Origin of the sequence: Conservatibacter flavescens, assembly GCF_002795425.1 — a bacterium.
GTDB lineage: Bacteria > Pseudomonadota > Gammaproteobacteria > Enterobacterales > Pasteurellaceae > Conservatibacter > Conservatibacter flavescens.
Map to the genome: position 1 here is coordinate 1 of NZ_PHHA01000004.1, position 18,326 is coordinate 18,326.

Annotated in this window: 18 protein-coding genes; 7 read left to right on the top strand and 11 right to left on the bottom strand. The window is 39.5% G+C overall.

Annotated elements, in window-relative coordinates:
* Positions 1 to 218: 218 nt before the first annotated feature.
* Entirely contained in the window at positions 219 to 518 is a 300-nt protein-coding gene (locus CVP05_RS03390; RefSeq protein ID WP_100288176.1) for a hypothetical protein, read from the top strand.
* 64 nt (positions 519 to 582) lie between these two features.
* Here CVP05_RS03390 and CVP05_RS03395 read toward each other — a convergent pair whose 3' ends face one another.
* The 3 genes from CVP05_RS03395 to gap all read right to left on the bottom strand — a co-directional run bounded on the left by CVP05_RS03395 (position 583) and on the right by gap (position 4,655).
* Positions 583 to 2,364, bottom strand: a complete 1,782-nt coding sequence (locus CVP05_RS03395) for an AMP-dependent synthetase/ligase (RefSeq protein WP_100288177.1) — start codon at positions 2,362 to 2,364, stop codon at positions 583 to 585.
* Positions 2,365 to 2,580: 216 nt separating this feature from the next.
* Positions 2,581 to 3,564 (bottom strand): Gfo/Idh/MocA family protein, encoded by a 984-nt coding sequence (locus CVP05_RS03400; protein ID WP_100288178.1) that lies wholly within the window; start codon positions 3,562 to 3,564, stop codon positions 2,581 to 2,583.
* A 71-nt stretch (positions 3,565 to 3,635) separates the two neighbouring features.
* Positions 3,636 to 4,655, bottom strand: coding sequence for a type I glyceraldehyde-3-phosphate dehydrogenase (gene gap, locus CVP05_RS03405; protein WP_100288179.1), 1,020 nt, complete (start codon positions 4,653 to 4,655; stop codon positions 3,636 to 3,638).
* A 300-nt stretch (positions 4,656 to 4,955) separates the two neighbouring features.
* On the opposite strand from gap, the gene msrB reads away from it, so the two are divergent.
* The 5 genes from msrB (at position 4,956) to CVP05_RS03430 (ending at position 9,954) form a co-directional block, all read left to right on the top strand.
* The gene (msrB, locus tag CVP05_RS03410; protein ID WP_100288180.1) at positions 4,956 to 5,348 is read left to right on the top strand and encodes a peptide-methionine (R)-S-oxide reductase MsrB; all 393 of its coding nucleotides are present in this window, start codon (positions 4,956 to 4,958) and stop codon (positions 5,346 to 5,348) included.
* A 157-nt stretch (positions 5,349 to 5,505) separates the two neighbouring features.
* Complete coding sequence (rpsU, locus tag CVP05_RS03415; protein ID WP_100288181.1) at positions 5,506 to 5,721, top strand: 30S ribosomal protein S21; 216 nt, start codon at positions 5,506 to 5,508, stop codon at positions 5,719 to 5,721.
* 163 nt (positions 5,722 to 5,884) lie between these two features.
* A complete protein-coding gene (gene dnaG, locus CVP05_RS03420; protein ID WP_100288182.1) occupies positions 5,885 to 7,663 on the top strand; it encodes a DNA primase in 1,779 nt (592 codons plus the stop codon).
* Positions 7,664 to 7,725: 62 nt separating this feature from the next.
* Entirely contained in the window at positions 7,726 to 9,594 is a 1,869-nt protein-coding gene (rpoD, locus tag CVP05_RS03425; RefSeq protein WP_243389196.1) for an RNA polymerase sigma factor RpoD, read from the top strand.
* Positions 9,595 to 9,648: 54 nt separating this feature from the next.
* Entirely contained in the window at positions 9,649 to 9,954 is a 306-nt protein-coding gene (locus tag CVP05_RS03430; RefSeq protein ID WP_100288184.1) for a CHY zinc finger protein, read from the top strand.
* Here CVP05_RS03430 and bamC read toward each other — a convergent pair.
* Both bamC and dapA read right to left on the bottom strand, forming a co-directional pair.
* Positions 9,951 to 10,955 carry an outer membrane protein assembly factor BamC gene (bamC, locus tag CVP05_RS03435; RefSeq protein WP_100288217.1) on the bottom strand — a complete coding sequence of 335 codons (1,005 nt, stop codon included), beginning with the start codon at positions 10,953 to 10,955 and terminating at the stop codon, positions 9,951 to 9,953. The two genes, CVP05_RS03430 and bamC, sit on opposite strands and share 4 nt — an antisense overlap.
* Positions 10,956 to 11,096: 141 nt before the next feature.
* Entirely contained in the window at positions 11,097 to 11,990 is an 894-nt protein-coding gene (gene dapA, locus CVP05_RS03440; RefSeq protein ID WP_100288185.1) for a 4-hydroxy-tetrahydrodipicolinate synthase, read from the bottom strand.
* A 128-nt stretch (positions 11,991 to 12,118) separates the two neighbouring features.
* On the opposite strand from dapA, the gene bcp reads away from it, so the two are divergent.
* Complete coding sequence (bcp, locus tag CVP05_RS03445; protein WP_165773114.1) at positions 12,119 to 12,589, top strand: thioredoxin-dependent thiol peroxidase; 471 nt, start codon at positions 12,119 to 12,121, stop codon at positions 12,587 to 12,589.
* A gap of 51 nt (positions 12,590 to 12,640) precedes the next feature.
* Here the strand turns inward: bcp and fis are convergent, their stop codons facing one another.
* The 6 genes from fis to accC all read right to left on the bottom strand — a co-directional run bounded on the left by fis (position 12,641) and on the right by accC (position 18,257).
* Positions 12,641 to 12,940, bottom strand: coding sequence for a DNA-binding transcriptional regulator Fis (gene fis / locus CVP05_RS03450; RefSeq protein ID WP_100288187.1), 300 nt, complete (start codon positions 12,938 to 12,940; stop codon positions 12,641 to 12,643).
* Between the two features lie 44 nt (positions 12,941 to 12,984).
* Positions 12,985 to 13,953: a tRNA dihydrouridine synthase DusB gene (dusB, locus tag CVP05_RS03455; RefSeq protein WP_100288188.1), complete on the bottom strand. Its 969-nt coding sequence runs from the start codon at positions 13,951 to 13,953 to the stop codon at positions 12,985 to 12,987.
* 206 nt (positions 13,954 to 14,159) lie between these two features.
* Positions 14,160 to 15,047: a 50S ribosomal protein L11 methyltransferase gene (prmA, locus tag CVP05_RS03460; RefSeq protein WP_100288189.1), complete on the bottom strand. Its 888-nt coding sequence runs from the start codon at positions 15,045 to 15,047 to the stop codon at positions 14,160 to 14,162.
* A 146-nt stretch (positions 15,048 to 15,193) separates the two neighbouring features.
* A complete protein-coding gene (gene panF, locus CVP05_RS03465; RefSeq protein ID WP_100288190.1) occupies positions 15,194 to 16,618 on the bottom strand; it encodes a sodium/pantothenate symporter in 1,425 nt (474 codons plus the stop codon).
* Positions 16,615 to 16,863, bottom strand: a complete 249-nt coding sequence (locus tag CVP05_RS03470; RefSeq protein WP_100288191.1) for a YhdT family protein — start codon at positions 16,861 to 16,863, stop codon at positions 16,615 to 16,617. Before CVP05_RS03470 ends, panF begins: the two co-directional genes overlap by 4 nt.
* A gap of 47 nt (positions 16,864 to 16,910) precedes the next feature.
* Positions 16,911 to 18,257 (bottom strand): acetyl-CoA carboxylase biotin carboxylase subunit, encoded by a 1,347-nt coding sequence (gene accC / locus CVP05_RS03475; protein ID WP_100288192.1) that lies wholly within the window; start codon positions 18,255 to 18,257, stop codon positions 16,911 to 16,913.
* Between the last annotated feature and the right edge of the window lie 69 nt (positions 18,258 to 18,326).

Here is an 18,326-nt window from a genome sequence, read left to right on the forward strand (position 1 = left end):
TGACTGACTGACTGACTGACATGGCGCATGTTTCATATTTGTAAAATAAAAGTAATGTAAAATATGAGCGTATTTTGCCTATAAATACGGCAGCCTGCAAGTCATTCGTATAGGAAAATGACTTATCCGATCTGTAGGTTGGAGGCTTTTTACAGAGCGTTTACGCTAGGCAACACTTTTTGGGATAGAATAGACAACATAATGTATAGGAGTGAAATATGAAAAAGAGAATTTTTGTCAGTGTGCTAATGCCATTAGCCCTAGCCGCTTGTTCTAATACTGTGCAACAACCCACAGCGCCATTAGATATGCGTAGTGTTGAGGCTTATAATCAAAAAGTCTACAGTGGTGATACTGTGCCGGCGCAACAAAAGAAATCACCCGTAGAGGTGGATACACCGTTGAATGCCAGTGATAATGCGCCGAAAGGTGTAGTTGTTCAACCTTATGCGCGCCCGCGTGTGATTATTGCCCCTACGGTTGGTTATGGTTATCATCGCCACCGTTATCATTGGTAAAAATGTTGCCATAATAGACCGCACTTTAGACGTTGGGGCGTAGATACGCCCCATGTTGTTATATTTAAGAATACATCGCATCAATTTGGCGACGGTAACGCTGCATGATCACTTTACGACGTAGCTTTAAAGTTGGCGTAATTTCTTCCATTTTGACAGTAAAAGCATGAGGAAGTAGCGTAAATTTTTTGATTTGTTCAAAACTCGCCAATTCTTGCTGCAAGTGATTAATACGTTTTTCAAAAAGTTTAATAATCTCTGAATGTTTTATTAGCTCGAGACGATCGTGATATTTAATATTGAGCTGTTTGGCGTATTCTTCGAGTGAAGCAAAACAAGGCACAATTAACGCCGAAACATATTTTTTGGCATCGGCTACGATAGCGATTTGTTCAATAAATTTATCTCTACCGATTTTGCCTTCAATATATTGCGGAGCAATATATTTCCCGTTAGACGTTTTCATTAGCTCTTTGATACGATCGGTAATATGGAGATGACCTTGGGCATCTAATTCGCCGGCATCACCTGTTTTTAGGAAGCCATCTTGAGTGAAAGCTTGTGCCGTTTCTTCTGGTTTTTTGTAATAGCCACGCATAACCAGATTTCCACGTACTAAAATTTCATTATTTTCACCAATTTTCACTTCTACATTTGGCATGATAGTGCCGATAGAATTTAGGTTAAATCCTTTATCTTCCCAGCAAGAAACGGTTGCTGTGGTTTCAGTCATGCCGTAGCCAAGTTTAATATTGATGCCAATACTATGAAAGAATAATCCTATACTCGGTTCTAATTTAGCACCACCACAAGGCATCATGCGAATACGTCCTCCGAGCAGATGACGTAATTTGGCCAATACGAGCTTATTGGCAAGGGCGTATTGCTTACGTAATAACCAAGAGGGGCGAGGGGTATTGAAATGTTGTTCACCGACTTTTAATGCCCATTTAAATAGCTGGCGGCGGATTGGGGAAGCTTGATTTACTTTATCCCAAATTGCATTGTAGATCTTTTCATAAAAACGCGGTACGGCACACATTAAGGTTGGACGAATTTCACTTAAAGCCTCGCGCACATGATCGGTGCTTTCCAAGTAACAATTGATCGCGCCACGATGTAATACATAAGCGACCCATGCACGTTCAAAAATATGGGAGAATGGTAAAAAAGAGAGAGAAATATCATTGTGATCAATAGGTTGTAAGGTTTGATCATGGGCTTTCAATTGATGAGCAAGATTGGCATAATCTAACATGACGCCTTTAGGTTCCCCGGTTGTGCCGGAAGTATAAATCAGCGTAAATAAATCGGTAAGTTGTTTTTGCTGTAAACGTTGTTCGAACTCGACTTGTTGCGTTGTTGAATCAACGGAAAGGAAATCTTGCCAGTGGCAAGCTAACGGGTGTTCACCCAATTGGATAGAGGATTTCATCGCCACAATCTTTTCTAACTGCGGACATTGCTCAACGATAGTGATAACTTGATCGTATTGTTCTTGATCACCCACAAATAAGATTTTAATATCAGCATCGTTTAGAATATAAGCAACTTGTTTGGCTGTATTGGTGGCATAAATTGGTACAGAGACAGCACGGATTTGTAAGGCGGCAATATCAGCAATAGTCCAACGTGGCATATTGTTGGCAAAAATCCCGATTTTTTCTTGCACTTGAATTGGGTGAGCCAGTAGGGCTGCAGAGAGTTGATCAAGTTGGGATTGAAAGTCAGACCATGTAATATCTTGCCAACTGCCATTTTCATGGTAGCGAAGTGCGGTGCGATTTGCCAGTTTTTTTGTTTGTTGACGAATGCGATTGATAAAATGAAAATCTAACTGACTCATTAGGTTCCTCTCACAAAAAACAATTAGCTTACAAGTGTACGCTAATATAATCTTTTCTAGTGAAAATTGCGAGATCTTTTTTCAGGCACAAATAGAAATATAGAACAGGATAGCCCTGTTCTATATTGTTTGTTAAATTCATGCCGATATCGTCAAACTCGGACTTGTATCAGTTTTGTTTCCTGAGTGTCGAAATGAATTTATGCTTCTTTTTCGTTAATCATGGGGAAAGGAAATCCCTGCTTGAATTCTTGCTCGCTCTAAGGTATCGGCTACTGTTAAAGCAAGGTCTAAGAGTTGATGGCAGCGAGTATAATCTTGTTGTTCAATGATTTCTTGAAATACTTCGAACTCATAGACCATGCGATTATTTTGTCCATGATTTGACCATGTTTGACATTGTCCATCACGTGTAAGCACTAAAGTGCGGCATTCATTTGGCGCATCTGCAATTTTGAGGGTGCCAAACGTGCCTTGAATGGTGAAATGGCTTTCACTATTCGTGTCTTTTGCTCCGATGCAAACGGCGATAAAAGTGGGGTAATGTAGGCACAATACGCCTGATGTATCAATGCCGTTATGCCCTTTACTATAATGGTAATAGACTTGTTCTGGGCGACCAAATAAAGCACAGACATTATAAACATTATATAAATTAATATCATACAGCGCACCGCCAGCAGCATGTGGATCAAAGGCGTAGTGAATATTGCCTTGTAGATAATCATTATAGCGGCTGGAAAACTGTGAATAGTTGGCTTGTAGAATTTTAATATCACCAATATGCGCTAATTCAGTGCGTAATTGCGCAAACATAGGGGTATGAATTGATGTGATCGCTTCAAATAAAAAACGGTTTTGTTGTTTTGCTAGATTAACCAGTTTTTGTAATTGCGCATAATTGACAGTAAAGGGTTTTTCACAAATAACATCTTTGCCAGCAAGTAAAGCTTGTTCTGTATATGTCGCGTGTAGATGATTGGGAAGCGCAATATAAATTTGTTCTATATTGGGATCTTGTAGAAATTGGTTATAGTCAGTATAAACGCGCTCGATATTATAATCACGACTTAATTCTTCGCCTTTAGATAAACTTGTAGGTCGAACACAAATACCATTTATGCTGATATTAGGAATTTGGGATAATGCATTAAGACAGGTATATACGATTTTGCCGGAGCCAACAATGCCTATTTTCATCAATAATCTCGCTTTGGGTAAAAATAAACCCCATCAAATTAGATGGGGTTAGGTATAAAATTAAATTTGGCTTAGCCTTTGTAGTTATGAACAAGAGAAACTAAGTCTAATACTTTGTTTGAATAACCAGTTTCGTTGTCATACCAAGAAACTAATTTCACGAAAGTATCAGTTAATGCGATACCTGCGTCTGCATCAAATACAGAAGTTAAAGCACAACCGTTGAAGTCAGTAGAAACAACAGCATCTTCTGTATAACCTAATACGCCTTTTAATTCGCCGTTGAAAGTTTTACCTTCAGCAGCATCTTTAATAGCTTGTTTGATTGCATCGTAAGAAGCTGGTTTTTCTAAATTTACAGTTAAATCAACAACAGATACGTTAGCAGTTGGTACACGGAAAGCCATACCTGTTAATTTGCCGTTTAGTGCAGGTAATACTTTACCTACAGCTTTAGCTGCACCTGTAGAAGATGGAATGATGTTTTGTGCCGCACCACGACCACCGCGCCAGTCTTTCGCTGAAGGACCATCTACGGTTTTTTGTGTTGCAGTGGTTGCGTGAACAGTTGTCATTAAACCATCTTTAATACCGAAAGTTTCGTGTACAACACGAGCTAATGGCGCTAAACAGTTGGTGGTACAAGACGCGTTAGAAACGATATCTTGGCCTGCGTAATCTTTGAAGTTTACGCCGTTTACGAACATAGGTGTATTATCTTTAGATGGACCAGTTAATACAACTTTCTTCGCGCCTGCAGTAATGTGTTTACGTGCAGTTGCGTCATCTAAGAACAAACCTGTTGCTTCAACAGCAACATCAACACCTAATTCAGCCCAGTTTAAGTTAGCTGGATCGCGTTCAGCGGTAACACGGATAGCTTTACCGTTTACAACTAATTTGCCGTCTTTAACTTCAACAGTTCCATCGAAACGACCGTGAGTTGAATCGTATTTTAACATATAAGCCATGTATTCAACGTCGATTAAGTCGTTGATACCAACTACTTCAATGTCATCACGTGCTTGTGCTGCACGGAATACGATACGGCCGATACGACCAAAACCATTGATACCAATTTTAATTGCCATAAGATTTTCACCTTTTTTAGTTAGTAAAGTTAAACAAAATGATTTCTATCGCTTATATTAATTTATAAAGCAAAATTAATCTAGGTTTTGTTGATTTTTGTTTTGTATGACCATAGGACATATGGTTTAAAAGTAAGATCAACAACCGTATTTTCTATATATGGTGACAAGTATAGCAGGTTTATATTCGTTCTGAAATGCTAAGTGATGATCTGTATCAAGATAGTGAGATTTATTTGAATATGAAAGAATTGCCACATAAAATAGAGATTGTGAACGTTGCGACGAGGGAGGCGCTATATGAAATCAAAATCAGAATTAACACCTTTGCAAGTTGAGATTTGTTTAAATCGTGGGACAGAACGTCCGTTTACAGGGAAATTACTTGGTCAAACTCATCAAGGCATTTATCGTTGTGTCGTTTGCCATGAAGCATTATTTCAGTCAGAGACCAAATTTGAATCTGGATGTGGCTGGCCGAGTTTTTTTGAGGCTATATCTAAAAGTGCGGTGCGTTATTTAGAAGATCATAGTCATGGTATGCATCGAGTTGAGATTCGGTGTGGGCATTGCGATTCACATCTTGGGCATGTATTTAATGATGGACCGACGCCAACGGGGCTTCGTTATTGTGTAAACTCGGTGTCTATGTGTTTTGAAGATCAAGAAACAGGGGAAATGATTGAAGGATAATAGACTGATCACGAATAAATCTGATCTTTCCCTTTACTTTTGATGATGAAATAGATTAAAATTGCGACCTTTATTGAATAAAGTCACCCATCCCTTTCGATTTGGGTGGCAACTTAAAATTATCAAATAGTTAAATTTCTATTGAGGTGAGTGGCTCATGCCTGTAATTAAAGTCCGTGAAAACGAATCATTTGACGTTGCGTTACGTCGTTTTAAACGCTCTTGTGAAAAAGCTGGTATTTTAGCAGAAGTTCGTAGTCGTGAATTCTATGAAAAACCAACAACCATTCGCAAGCGTGAAAACGCATCACGTGCTAAACGTCATGCAAAACGCGTTGCTCGCGAAAACGCGCGTAACACTCGTTTATACTAATTAATTTTAATTTATTCGAGTTTAAAAACCGTGAAACCAATTGGAATCACGGTTTTGTTGTTTTAATGCGTTTTCATTAAATTCAAATCAAAGCTATAATAGCGAGCCTAAATTCTTATTTTTATCGATAATAGATACTCTTTCTGTTGGTGAGGTTCGTTTCATGAAAGGCCAAATCCCTCGTACATTTATTGACGAGTTGTTATCAAAAACGGATATTGTAGATGTTGTTAATACTCGCGTAAAACTTAAAAAAGCAGGGCGTGATTACCAAGCTTGTTGTCCTTTTCATCACGAAAAAACACCATCTTTTACTGTTAGTGAAAAGAAACAATTCTACCATTGCTTTGGCTGTGGTGCCCATGGTAATGCCATTACTTTTTTAATGGAATATGACAAACTTGATTTTGTGGAAGCCATTGAAGAGTTGGCTGGCTTTTTAGGATTAGAAGTGCCCTATGAAAAGCGAATGGGGCAAGATAATACGCCACGAGTTAATTTTCAGACTAAACGTAACTTATATGAGTTGATGCAAGATATCGCACAATATTATCAACAGCAACTCAGTCAAGATATTACCGCACAAGCATATTTACAGAAGCGGGGCGTTTCCCCAGCAGTCATTGAACGTTTTCAAATTGGTTTTGTGCCAAATTCAATGAATGCGGTTTTACGCAAGTTTGGCGCACAATCTCAAGAACAGAAACGTTTATTTGACGTCGGCATGTTGTCACGCAATGATCGCGGGAATGTTTATGATCGTTTTCGACATCGTATTATGTTTCCTATCCGTGATCGACGTGGACGAACAGTGGCGTTTGGTGGTCGTGTATTAGGAGATGAAAAGCCTAAATATCTGAACTCTCCGGAGACCGCTATTTACCATAAAGGTAATGAATTATATGGGCTATATGAGGCCCTGCAAACGAATGATCAACCTGAGTTTTTATTAGTGGTTGAAGGATATATGGATGTGGTGGCGCTTGCGCAGTTTGATATTCATTATGCGGTGGCCGCGTTGGGAACGGCGACCACGCCTGAACAAATCCAACTGATTTTCCGCGCCACTGAACAAGTCATTTGTTGTTATGATGGGGATAGAGCTGGGCGAGATGCTGCTTGGCGAGCATTAAATAATGCATTGCCTCATTTACATGATGGTCGGCAACTTAAATTTGTATTTTTGCCAGAGGGAGAAGATCCAGATTCTTTTGTTCGCCAGCATGGAAAACAGGCATTTGAAGAGCATTTACAGCAAGCATTGTCATTGAGTGATTTTTTATTTTCCCATCTGACGGCACAAGTTGATTTGTCTAATAAAGAAGGGAAAAGCAAATTGGCTGCATTGGCTGTACCGCTGATAACACAAATTCCGGGCGAAATGCTAAGGCTTTATTTGCGCAATATATTGGCACAAAAATTAGGCATTCTTGATGAGTCTCAGTTGGAACGCTGGATTCCCGCTCAACAAAACCATGCGGAAAGTGCGGTTAAAAATACGGGAAAAATTAAGCGAACACCTATGCGTGTACTCATTGCGTTGTTATTACAAAATCCATCGCTATCACAATTTGTTCCCGATGATTTTTTAGTGTTACAAGCATTGGAAGAACCTGGTTTTGAACTTTTTTCTGCATTAGTGGAACAGTGCAGAGCGCGTCCGGATAGTAAAGTCGGGCATTTGTTGGAACATTGGCGTGATACTGAACATTTTAAACCCCTTGAAATTTTATCAAGTTGGAACCATTTAATAGAGGAAAGTCATATTGAAAAAACCTTTACTGATACCCTCGTGTTTTTATATGAGCAACTTGTGCAAAAACGCGTGGATTTCTTAATTGCAAAAGACAGAACCTCGAGTCTGACAGATGATGAAAAACAAGCATTAGCAACTTTGTTGCAAACCATTAAAAATAAACCTGAAGATTTAAGTGCTAGTTAATATGGCACAACAGTGATAAGATAGCTTATCTTTTTGTTAATCAACAAATGCGGATATCAAATATGGAGCAAAATCCACAATCTCAATTAAAATTGTTAATCGCCCAAGGTAAAGAACAAGGGTATTTAACCTATGCAGAAGTTAATGATGCGCTGCCTGAAGATTTGGTAGATACGGATCAAATTGATGATATTATCCAAATGATCAATGACATGGGGATCCAGGTGTTAGAAGTTGCGCCTGATGCAGATGATCTCATGTTAAATGAAGCAATTGCTGACGAAGATGTCGTTGAAGAGGCCACTCAGGTCCTGTCTAGCGTTGAAGCTGAATTGGGGCGGACAACCGATCCTGTTCGTATGTATATGCGTGAAATGGGGAGTGTTGAGCTTTTAACCCGTGAAGGTGAAATTGATATTGCTAAGCGTATAGAAGAGGGTATCAATGAAGTACAGTGCGCTGTGGCTGAATATCCTGAAGCCATTACTTACTTGTTAGAACAATATCAAGGTGTTGAAGAAGGGACAGTTCGTTTAGCGGATTTAATTACTGGCTTTGTTGATCCGAATGTGATTGAAGATACGGCTCTTGATGAATTAGATGAAACATTGTCTGACGAAGAGGAAGAGGGTGAGGTTGACTCGGCTGCCTTAGACGATGATGAAAATGAAGAAGATGATGAAGATACTAGCAGTAATGATGATGGCGATAGTGATAATAGTATCGATCCTGAGGTTGCGCGAGAGAAATTTACTGAATTAAAAGCGCAGTATGATCAAACTATGGCTGCCATTCAACAGCATGGCCGTACTCATAAAAAAACCAAAGAACAAATTCAATTATTATCCGATGTGTTCAAACAATTTCGTTTAGTGCCAAAGCAATTTGATACGTTGGTTATTTTCATGCGCAATATGATGAAAAGAGTGCGCGTGCAAGAACGCACAATTCAGCGCTATACAGTAGAATTTGCGAAAATACCAAAAGCGACATTTCAAAAGGCATTTATTGGACGGGAAACAACAGAAGAATGGCTAGAGAAATTAGCAAATGCGGGTAAACCATGGTCAGCAAAATTGGCAGATTATGATACTGAAATTCGCCAATCAGTGACACAATTGAGAATCATTGAAACGGAAACCAATCTGACGATCCAACAGATTCGTGATATTTGTGAGCGTATTTCGCAAGGGGAATTAAAAGCTCGTCGTGCGAAAAAAGAAATGGTTGAGGCAAATTTACGTTTGGTGATTTCTATTGCGAAAAAATATACCAATCGTGGATTACAATTCTTGGATTTAATTCAAGAAGGTAATATTGGTTTAATGAAAGCAGTAGATAAGTTCGAATATCGTCGTGGATATAAGTTCTCAACTTATGCAACATGGTGGATTCGTCAAGCTATTACGCGTTCTATTGCGGATCAAGCTCGCACTATTCGTATTCCTGTACATATGATCGAGACCATTAATAAACTGAATCGTATTTCGCGTCAAATGCTACAAGAAATGGGACGAGAGGCTTCACCAGAAGAGCTCGCAGAACGTATGGGAATGCCGGAAGATAAAATCCGTAAAGTGTTGAAAATTGCTAAAGAGCCTATTTCAATGGAAACACCTATTGGCGATGACGATGATTCACATTTGGGGGATTTCATTGAAGATTCGACTTTAGAATTGCCATTGGATTCTGCGACTGCACAAAGTTTACGAGCTGCAACCCATGAAGTGTTAGAGGGATTAACACCGCGTGAAGCGAAAGTTCTACGTATGCGTTTTGGGATTGATATGAATACCGATCATACGTTAGAAGAAGTAGGAAAACAGTTTGATGTTACTCGTGAGCGTATACGTCAGATTGAGGCAAAAGCATTACGCAAGTTGCGCCACCCAAGTCGCTCAGAAACGTTACGTAGTTTCCTAGACGAATAATGATAACATCAAGGCCAAGAGTTTTTCTCTTGGCTTTTTTCTTTAGGTTTAAATATGACGAAAGTATATGGTTTGACAATTGATGATGAAACTCGGTGTGTGCATTATCATGGCGAAAAAGATATTATTGCGCTGCAATGTGCGCAATGTTTGCGTTTTTATCCTTGCTATCAATGCCATGATGAGTGTGAAGATCATCATTTCTTTCCACAAACTGACCGCACTTTTCATGCGGTATTATGTGGACATTGTCAAACAACCTTAAGTATTGAGGAATATTTACAAGCAAAAAAATGCCCACATTGTGGGCATGATTTTAATCCTAACTGTGCAAAGCACTACGATATCTATTTTGGTTAATTCGCTAATAGAGCTTGTAAGGCTTGGTAAATAGCTTGTGCTTGCTCAGTATTTAATGGTTGCCCATCTTCATCGGAAATAACGAGCGCAGTTTGTTTACCGCTTACCGCAAGTTGCATTTGATAATCATCATTTTTCAACTCAGGTTGAGTCACACCTAATCGTTGCCATTCTTTTGCATCCAGTGCTTTGTACTCTAATAAACGATAGCCACGACCGATATTCTCTTCATCTGTTTTAAACCCTAGAGTAGGCAACACTTGAGCAAGCTTATGCCAAGTTTGTGTAAATGGAGCATCAATAAGCAAGGCTGTACGGCCGTTACGATCGGAAGCAATCGCCGATGTCATACTGCTGAGGCTATGATTTGCGAGATCGCGTTGTTGTTTTTGGTAAGCTTGATTGAGCTCACCAATTAATTGATTTAATCGATCTGAGGTATAACGTTGTTTGTCAGCAACACTTGGCGTAAAAACCACATTATCACGTTTTGCTTGTAAGATACTGACGGTTAATGCGCTGGCTTCTCGATTGCCAAGTTGTTCAAATTGATAACGCAATTGCACATCCCCGACATCATCAGCACGCCCTGTTGAAGCCCAGTCCGTTTGGATTTTACCTTGATTAACTGTGTGTTGAATCCCTTTTTCCGTGAGTAATCGAGAAATTTGTTCTGTATTATAAATTGCTTGTTTATCGGCTGAATAGACGATAGAAGCGCGCTCGCCATCAAATTGTGCTACAGAGTTATTAATAATCGCAAGGGGTTTTGAAGGCGGTCGAATATCAATAGCTTGTCCCGTTTTAGCGCTGACTTTTGAAGGAATGACAAAACGAGGATCTTGTTGAGGTAAATTTACACCACCACTTGATAAGGTTGAAAAGTTTGGAATTTCTTTGCCCTTCACAAAGGAATCATTCGCTTGTTGTTTGTCTGTATTATCAGTGGAGCAAGCTGAAAGCGTAGTGATTGCCGCTAAAGTGAGTAGCCATTTCTTCATCATGTTTTTTTATCCTTAAGTGACATAAATTTTTTGATTTTACGGTGCTTAGACTAATTTTTAAGAAAAAAGTTCAGATTTTGTAATTGGGGATAGGGCTGAGCATGTGTCGTGCTAGCCCTTAAAAACGCAGTTAAAACATTATAATAGATTTGCGTGTTTTAACGCAGCAATGACTTTTGGTTGTGCTTGTTCGCTTAGCGTTGTTAGTGGTAAGCGTAGCGAAGGGTTGCTAATTAAACCTAATTTGTAAGCGGCCCATTTCACCGGAATTGGATTTGATTCTACAAATAAATCGGTGTGCAGCGCCATAAGACGTTGGTTAATTTCTTCTGCTTCATCAAATTTTCCAGCAAGAGCGAATTGACACATTTTGGCCATATCAGCAGCGGCAATATTGTTGGTCACAGAAATGACACCGTGACCGCCTAATTTCATGCTTTCTAGGCCTGTTGGGTCGTCTCCGCTTAAGAAAATAAAATCTTCTCCTGCAAGTTCACGAATTTTCGCCACACGGCTAACATCTCCAGTTGCTTCTTTGATACCGACAATGTTGCTGATTTTAGCTAAGCGCGCCACTGTTTCTGGCAACATATCACAACCGGTACGGCCGGGTACATTATATAAAATTTGTGGTAAATCAGTGCTTTCTGCAATGGCTTTGAAGTGTTGATACATTCCTTCTTGAGTAGGTTTATTATAGTATGGTACAACAGATAGGCAACCAGCGACACCGCTGCCCGCAAGCAATTTGGTCATGGTAATCGCTTCACTCGTCGCGTTAGCGCCCGTTCCCGCAATTACAGGGATACGACCATCAGCAAACTCAACGGTTTTGAGGATAGTTTTCACATTTTCATCAATACTCAATGTAGCTGATTCACCGGTTGTACCAACGGAAACAATAGCGTCAGTGCCTGATTTAATATGATATTCAACTAAGTGGCGTAGTTCTTCAAAATTGATTTCACCGTATTGATCCATCGGGGTTATCAATGCGGTAATGCTACCTTGAAATAATCTGGTGTTTGACATTTAATCCTCCTGAGTATGTGGCTGTCATTATTTTTATTTGCAATATCTCTTAAGATCGCCAAAATAAAGAGAATTTGCAAGTAGTTTTTTTATTTTTATACTATTATTGTCGAACACGGGAGGAATTTATGACAAAACCATTAGAAAAAGGACAAATCGCACCATTATTTTCTTTACCAAATCAAGAGAATCAAGTCGTGTCATTGAGTGACTTTTTAGGCAAAAAAGTACTTGTGTATTTTTATCCTAAAGCATTAACACCGGGTTGTACCACTCAAGCTTGTGCTTTACGTGATAGTAAAAGTGAATTGGAAAAATTGAGTGTGGTTATTTTAGGAATTAGTCCAGATTCTCCGAAAAAATTAGCCAATTTTGTAGAGAAAAAAGCACTGAATTTCACACTATTATCTGATGAAGATCATAATGTCGCAGAACAATTTGGTGTGTGGGGCGAGAAAAAATTTATGGGGAAAACATATGATGGCATTCATCGTATAAGTTTTTTAATTGATGAACAAGGTAAAATAGAGAAAGTGTTTGATAAGTTTAAAACCGGAGAGCATCATCAAGTTGTGCTAGATTATTTAACCTCGAAGTAAAATAATTTGGGCGAGGAAAACCTCGCCCATTTGATGAAAAATCGGATACGATTAACCCATACCGTATTTTTTCAATTTTTTACGTAATGTACCACGATTGATACCTAACATGGTTGCTGCGCGAGTTTGATTACCGCGAGTATATTGCATAACCATATCTAACATTGGGTGTTCAACTTCCGCTAATACTAACTCATAAAGATCATTGACATCTTGACCATTTAATTGAGATAAATAATTTCTTAACGCCTGTTTTACTGAGTCACGAAGCGGTTTATTAGTGACTTGAGATTGAGCGTTTAATGTTGATACAGTGAGTGCATCAGAATTACTACGTTGTTGTTCTAACATTGTTTTTTTATCCATATTACTCGAAGCAATAAAATAACAAGATTTTATGCTTGAACTAAATTAAAAAATTCTTCTAACGCAAATAATTGTTCTTTGGGATCAGTTATTACGTTAAAAGTCTGTCTAAAAACGGAATCGGGCTGAATACCATTTAAATACCAAGCAACATGTTTGCGCGCAATACGACATCCTTTTTCTACGCCATAAAACTGATGTAGAGCTTGGACATGTTGTAAAATAACGGCAAACTTATTGTCTAAACTTGGTTCGGTTTCAATCGAATTTGATTCTAATGCGTTCTCAATTTCACGAAAAATCCAAGGATTTCCTAATGTGCCTCGTCCTATCATGATAGCGTCAGCACCCGTGTAATCAAGAACAAACTTCGCTTTTTGTGCGGAGTCAATATCACCGTTTGCAATAACAGGAATTGAAATTGCTTGTTTGACCGCCTTAATAGATTCGTATTCAGCATTGCCTTCAAACTTGCACGCTTTAGTACGTCCATGAATAGTCAGCGCTTGAATACCAGCCTGTTCAGCTATTTTGGCAATCTCTAAACAGTTTCGATTATCTTTGTCCCAGCCGGTTCTAATTTTTAGCGTGACTGGAACATTGACTGCACTTACGACAGCATTAAGGATTTGCTGCACTAAATCAGGATATTGCAATAACGCAGAACCTGCCATTTTTCGATTCACTTTTTTAGCAGGACAGCCCATATTAATATCAATGATTTCCGCACCGTATTTCACGTTGACCTGTGCAGCCTCTGCCATCTCTTTGGGATCGCAACCTGCTATTTGTACGGCATTAATGCCTACATCTTGGTGGTGAGCCAAGCGTAGCTTTGATTTTTCTGTGTGCCAAACTTGAGGATTAGTTGACATCATTTCCGATACTGTCAATCCTGCGCCATAATGTGCGCATAATCGACGAAATGGAAGATCGGTAATCCCTGCCATTGGCGCGAGAATAATGCGATTTTTTAATGAGTATGAACCGATTCGCATTATTTATGCTACCTATCTCTTAATAATATCTAAATGCCTAAGTTTGTCGCCACAGTTATCAACCGACAAGGTGCGCTATGATACGCACTTTTTTGTCATTTGAAAAGAGTATTTTTTATACAAATTGGTAAATTTTAAAGATTTCTTGATTTTGATTAAAATTTAATGTGATTTTGCATAAAAAACGCAATTTTCCTTAACAAAAATCAACCACCCTTTTGTTTTCCTGTAATTCGACACCACTCATCTTTTACTGCAATAGGGTCTAAATGAAATGTTTGGGCATAAGTTTCACAGACTGATTGTCCTTGCGTTTCTAGGATACCAGACAATCCAAGTTCGCCATTTTCGACGACTAATTCGCTGATAACGGGATATAATTCTTTAAGAGGGCCTGCGAGAATATTGGCAACAACGACATCCGCTTTAAGGGAGGCTGGTTTCTGATCGGATAAAAATAATTGTAAGCGATCGGCAACACCATTGGCTTCGGCATTATTACGGCTTGCAAGAATTGCTTGAGGATCAATATCAATACCAATCGCATGAGCCGCGCCAAGTTTTAATGCGGCAATGGCTAAAATGCCGGAACCGCAGCCAAAGTCAATCACGGTTTTTCCTTGCAAATTCAGACTATCTAACCATTCTAAGCATAGGGCTGTAGTCGGATGGGTACCTGTCCCAAAGGCTAAACCAGGATCAAGCATAACATTAACTGCATTCGGGTCTGGCACTTCGCGCCAACTTGGACAAATCCACAGACGTTCACCAAAGCGCATCGGGTGGAAATTATCCATCCATTCTCGTTCCCAATCTTTATCTTCAATTTGTTCAATTTTATATGCCATGCCATCAACGAGATAGTGTTGATTTTTTAATACGTCAACAATGGTTTGCATATCCGTTTCGGCATCAAATAAGGCAATAACATCAGTATTCCCCCATAAGCGGGTTTCACCAGGTAAAGGTTCAAAGATAGGGGTATCTCGGCTATCCATAAAGGTCACAGATAAAGCGCCTAATTTTTCTAGAAATTCACTGATTTCTTCTGCTTTTTCATTGGTGCTATTTAAACGAATTTGTACCCAAGCCATATTAATTCCTTAATCTAATCAAAAGTGCGGTCTATTTTACAAAACTTTTGTGAAATAAACCGCACTTTATTGGTATTTTTGTTTTTTGAAGCTTCTAGGTCGTTCAATAAATCATACTTTATCCTGTCATGTGTTTTATTGATGGCTTATTGACGGTATTCTCCCCATTTATTGCCAACTAAGAAAGCAATAAGCCCAAAGACTAAAGAAGGGACGATTTGGTGGAAGCCTAAGAGTTTTAGACCGAATACAGTGAGTAAAACATAACTTCCCAAGCCGATTATCATAGAGCTTATTGCGCCGTAAGCGTTAGCTTTGTCCCAGTATAGTCCTAGCACAATAACCCACAAGAATGCGGCTTCTAATCCTCCAAAGGCAAAAAGATTGAGCCAAATGATCATATCTGGTGGATTCAGTGCGGCAAGGATTAATAGCCCTGTTAATATCAACGTAATGATAGAAGAAAAGTAACTGATTTTCTTTTGGTTTTTGGCCATTTCGGGTCTAGCTGCGAGATACATATCTTTGACAAAGATAGATGACGATTGGATCAATTGAGCATCAATCGTAGACATAATCGCAGACATTGGCGCAGCAAGGAAAATACCTGCAACAATAGGCGGGAGCACTTGAAGCATTAAACTTGGAATCACCTGATCGGGAATGGTCAGATCGGGCATAATGACTCGTCCTAATGCCCCAGAAAGGTGCATACCTAACATGACTATGCTTAAAACAATCGTCCCGATTAACATGCCGTTATGTAATGCTTTGCTGTCTTTAAATGCCATACAGCGTACGGCGGTATGAGGTAAACCGACGACACCGAAACACACTAAGATCCAAAAAGACGTCATAAATTGGAAATCTAACATATCGTTAGGTCCGTAGGGACTGACTAAGTGCGGATCGATTTCTGTGAGTTTTTGCACCGCACTTTCCACACCTCCAGCGGCATAAATTACCCCCACTAAGAGGATAATCGTCCCTAAGATCATGACGGTTCCCTGAATAGTATCAGTGAGTACTACGGCTCTAAAACCGCCAATAAAGGTATATAAACCGACGGTTAAAGCGAAGATCAGTAAGGCCTGCGTATAGTTAATACCGATAGTTGTTTCTAATAAACGAGCGCCGCCAATAAACTGAACTGTCATGGCTGCGAAAAAAGCAAGTAATAAGGCGATACCAGCGATGGCGACTAAATATTTATTTTTATAACGATAAAGTAACAGATCATTGATCGTTAATGCATGGCTTTCACGGGATAATAAAGCAAATTTTTTTCCAAGCGCACCTAAAGCTAACCAAACGGCAGGGACTTGAATCATAGCAAGTAATACCCAGCCTAGACCATATTTGTATGCCGCGCCAGGCCCACCGATAAAAGAACTTGCGCTTGCATAGGTCGATGCGGTAGTCATGGCAAGGACAAAGCCGGTCATAGAGCGATTGCCCACATAATATTCGGTTAGGAAATCCCCTTTACTGCGTTTCACATAAGCATAAACAGCAGCACCAAAGACAAAAACAAGATAGATGACGAGAGGGAATACAATACCGAGATTCATTTGGTATCCTTATATTCTAAATCCATGTCTTGAAAAACGATTTTGATCACCCAATAGGCGACGACAATGAATAAAATCGGTAAGTAAATACAAGAGAGTTCAAACCAAAGAGGGAAACCGATTGGGCCAGGCGTTCCAGCTGGCAAGTATGCACAAAGACACCAACCACATACATAGAGCAATGTTAGCCATAATGACCAACGAGCCTCTTTAGAAGCTTGTTTATAGCGAGATTGTATGTTCATTTAAGTTGAATTCCTAAACAGAGGGCGGTGTAAACCGCCCTGTTAGATTAATCACGCATACCTAATTTCTTTTCAAGGTAATGGATATTGGTTCCACCTTGTTGGAAATTTTCGTCTGCTAAGATAAGTTCTTGTAATGGAATATTTGTCTTAATTCCATCAATAATGGTTTCACTTAATGCGTTTTGCATACGACGGATAGCCAGCTCGCGCGTTTCACCATAAGTGATTAATTTTGCAATCATTGAATCATAATGTGGTGGGACAGTATAACCGGCATAAATATGTGAATCCCAACGAACGCCTAAGCCACCTGGTGCGTGTAAATGCTGAACTTTACCTGGAGAAGGTAAGAAAGTTTTTGGATCTTCTGCATTAATACGACATTCAATGGCATGGCCTTTAACTTTGATGTCTTCCTGTTTAAAGGATAATGGCAGCCCTGCCGCAATGCGGAGTTGTTCTTTCACCAAATCCACACCTGTAATCATTTCAGTAACAGGGTGTTCTACTTGAATACGGGTATTCATCTCAATGAAATAAAACTCCCCATTCTCGTATAAAAATTCAAATGTACCTGCGCCACGATAACCAATTTCACGACATGCGTTGGCACAACGCTCACCAATATCGCGACGAACTTCTTCGCTGATACCTGGTGCAGGTGCTTCTTCTACCACTTTTTGATGGCGACGTTGCATGGAGCAATCACGCTCAGCTAAATAAATGGCATTGCCATGTGTATCAGCTAATACTTGAATTTCAACGTGGCGAGGGTTTTCTAAATATTTCTCCATGTACACCATGTCATTGTTAAATGCCGCTTTTGCTTCGGCTTTAGTCATGGCGATAGATTCTTCTAGTGCCTCTTCATTACGGACAACGCGCATACCACGTCCACCACCGCCACCAGAGGCTTTGATGATAATCGGATAACCAATTCGTTTCGCGATATCTTTATTTTTATTAATATCAGAACCTAACGGGCCATCTGAACCAGGTACACAAGGTACACCGGCTTTTTTCATTGCATTAATCGCAGAGACTTTATCACCCATAAGACGAATAACATCAGCAGTTGGACCGATAAAAATGAAGCCAGAGCGCTCAACTTGTTCCGCAAAGTCAGCGTTTTCTGATAAGAAACCATAGCCAGGATGAATAGCATCAGCACCACTTACTTCTGCTGCGGCAATGAGAGCGGGAATATTTAAATAGCTTTTTGTTGATGGCGCAGGCCCAATACAGATAGTCTCATCCGCTAGCAAAACGTGTTTTAACTCACGATCTGCTGTTGAATGAACGGCAACTGTCTTAATCCCTAGTTCTTTACAAGCACGTAAGATACGAAGCGCAATTTCGCCACGATTGGCAATAACGACTTTTTCTAACATAATGATTCCACTTTTGCATTTATTGACAAATAGCGAGCAAGGCGCTCGCTATCAGTAGGGTATTAACAG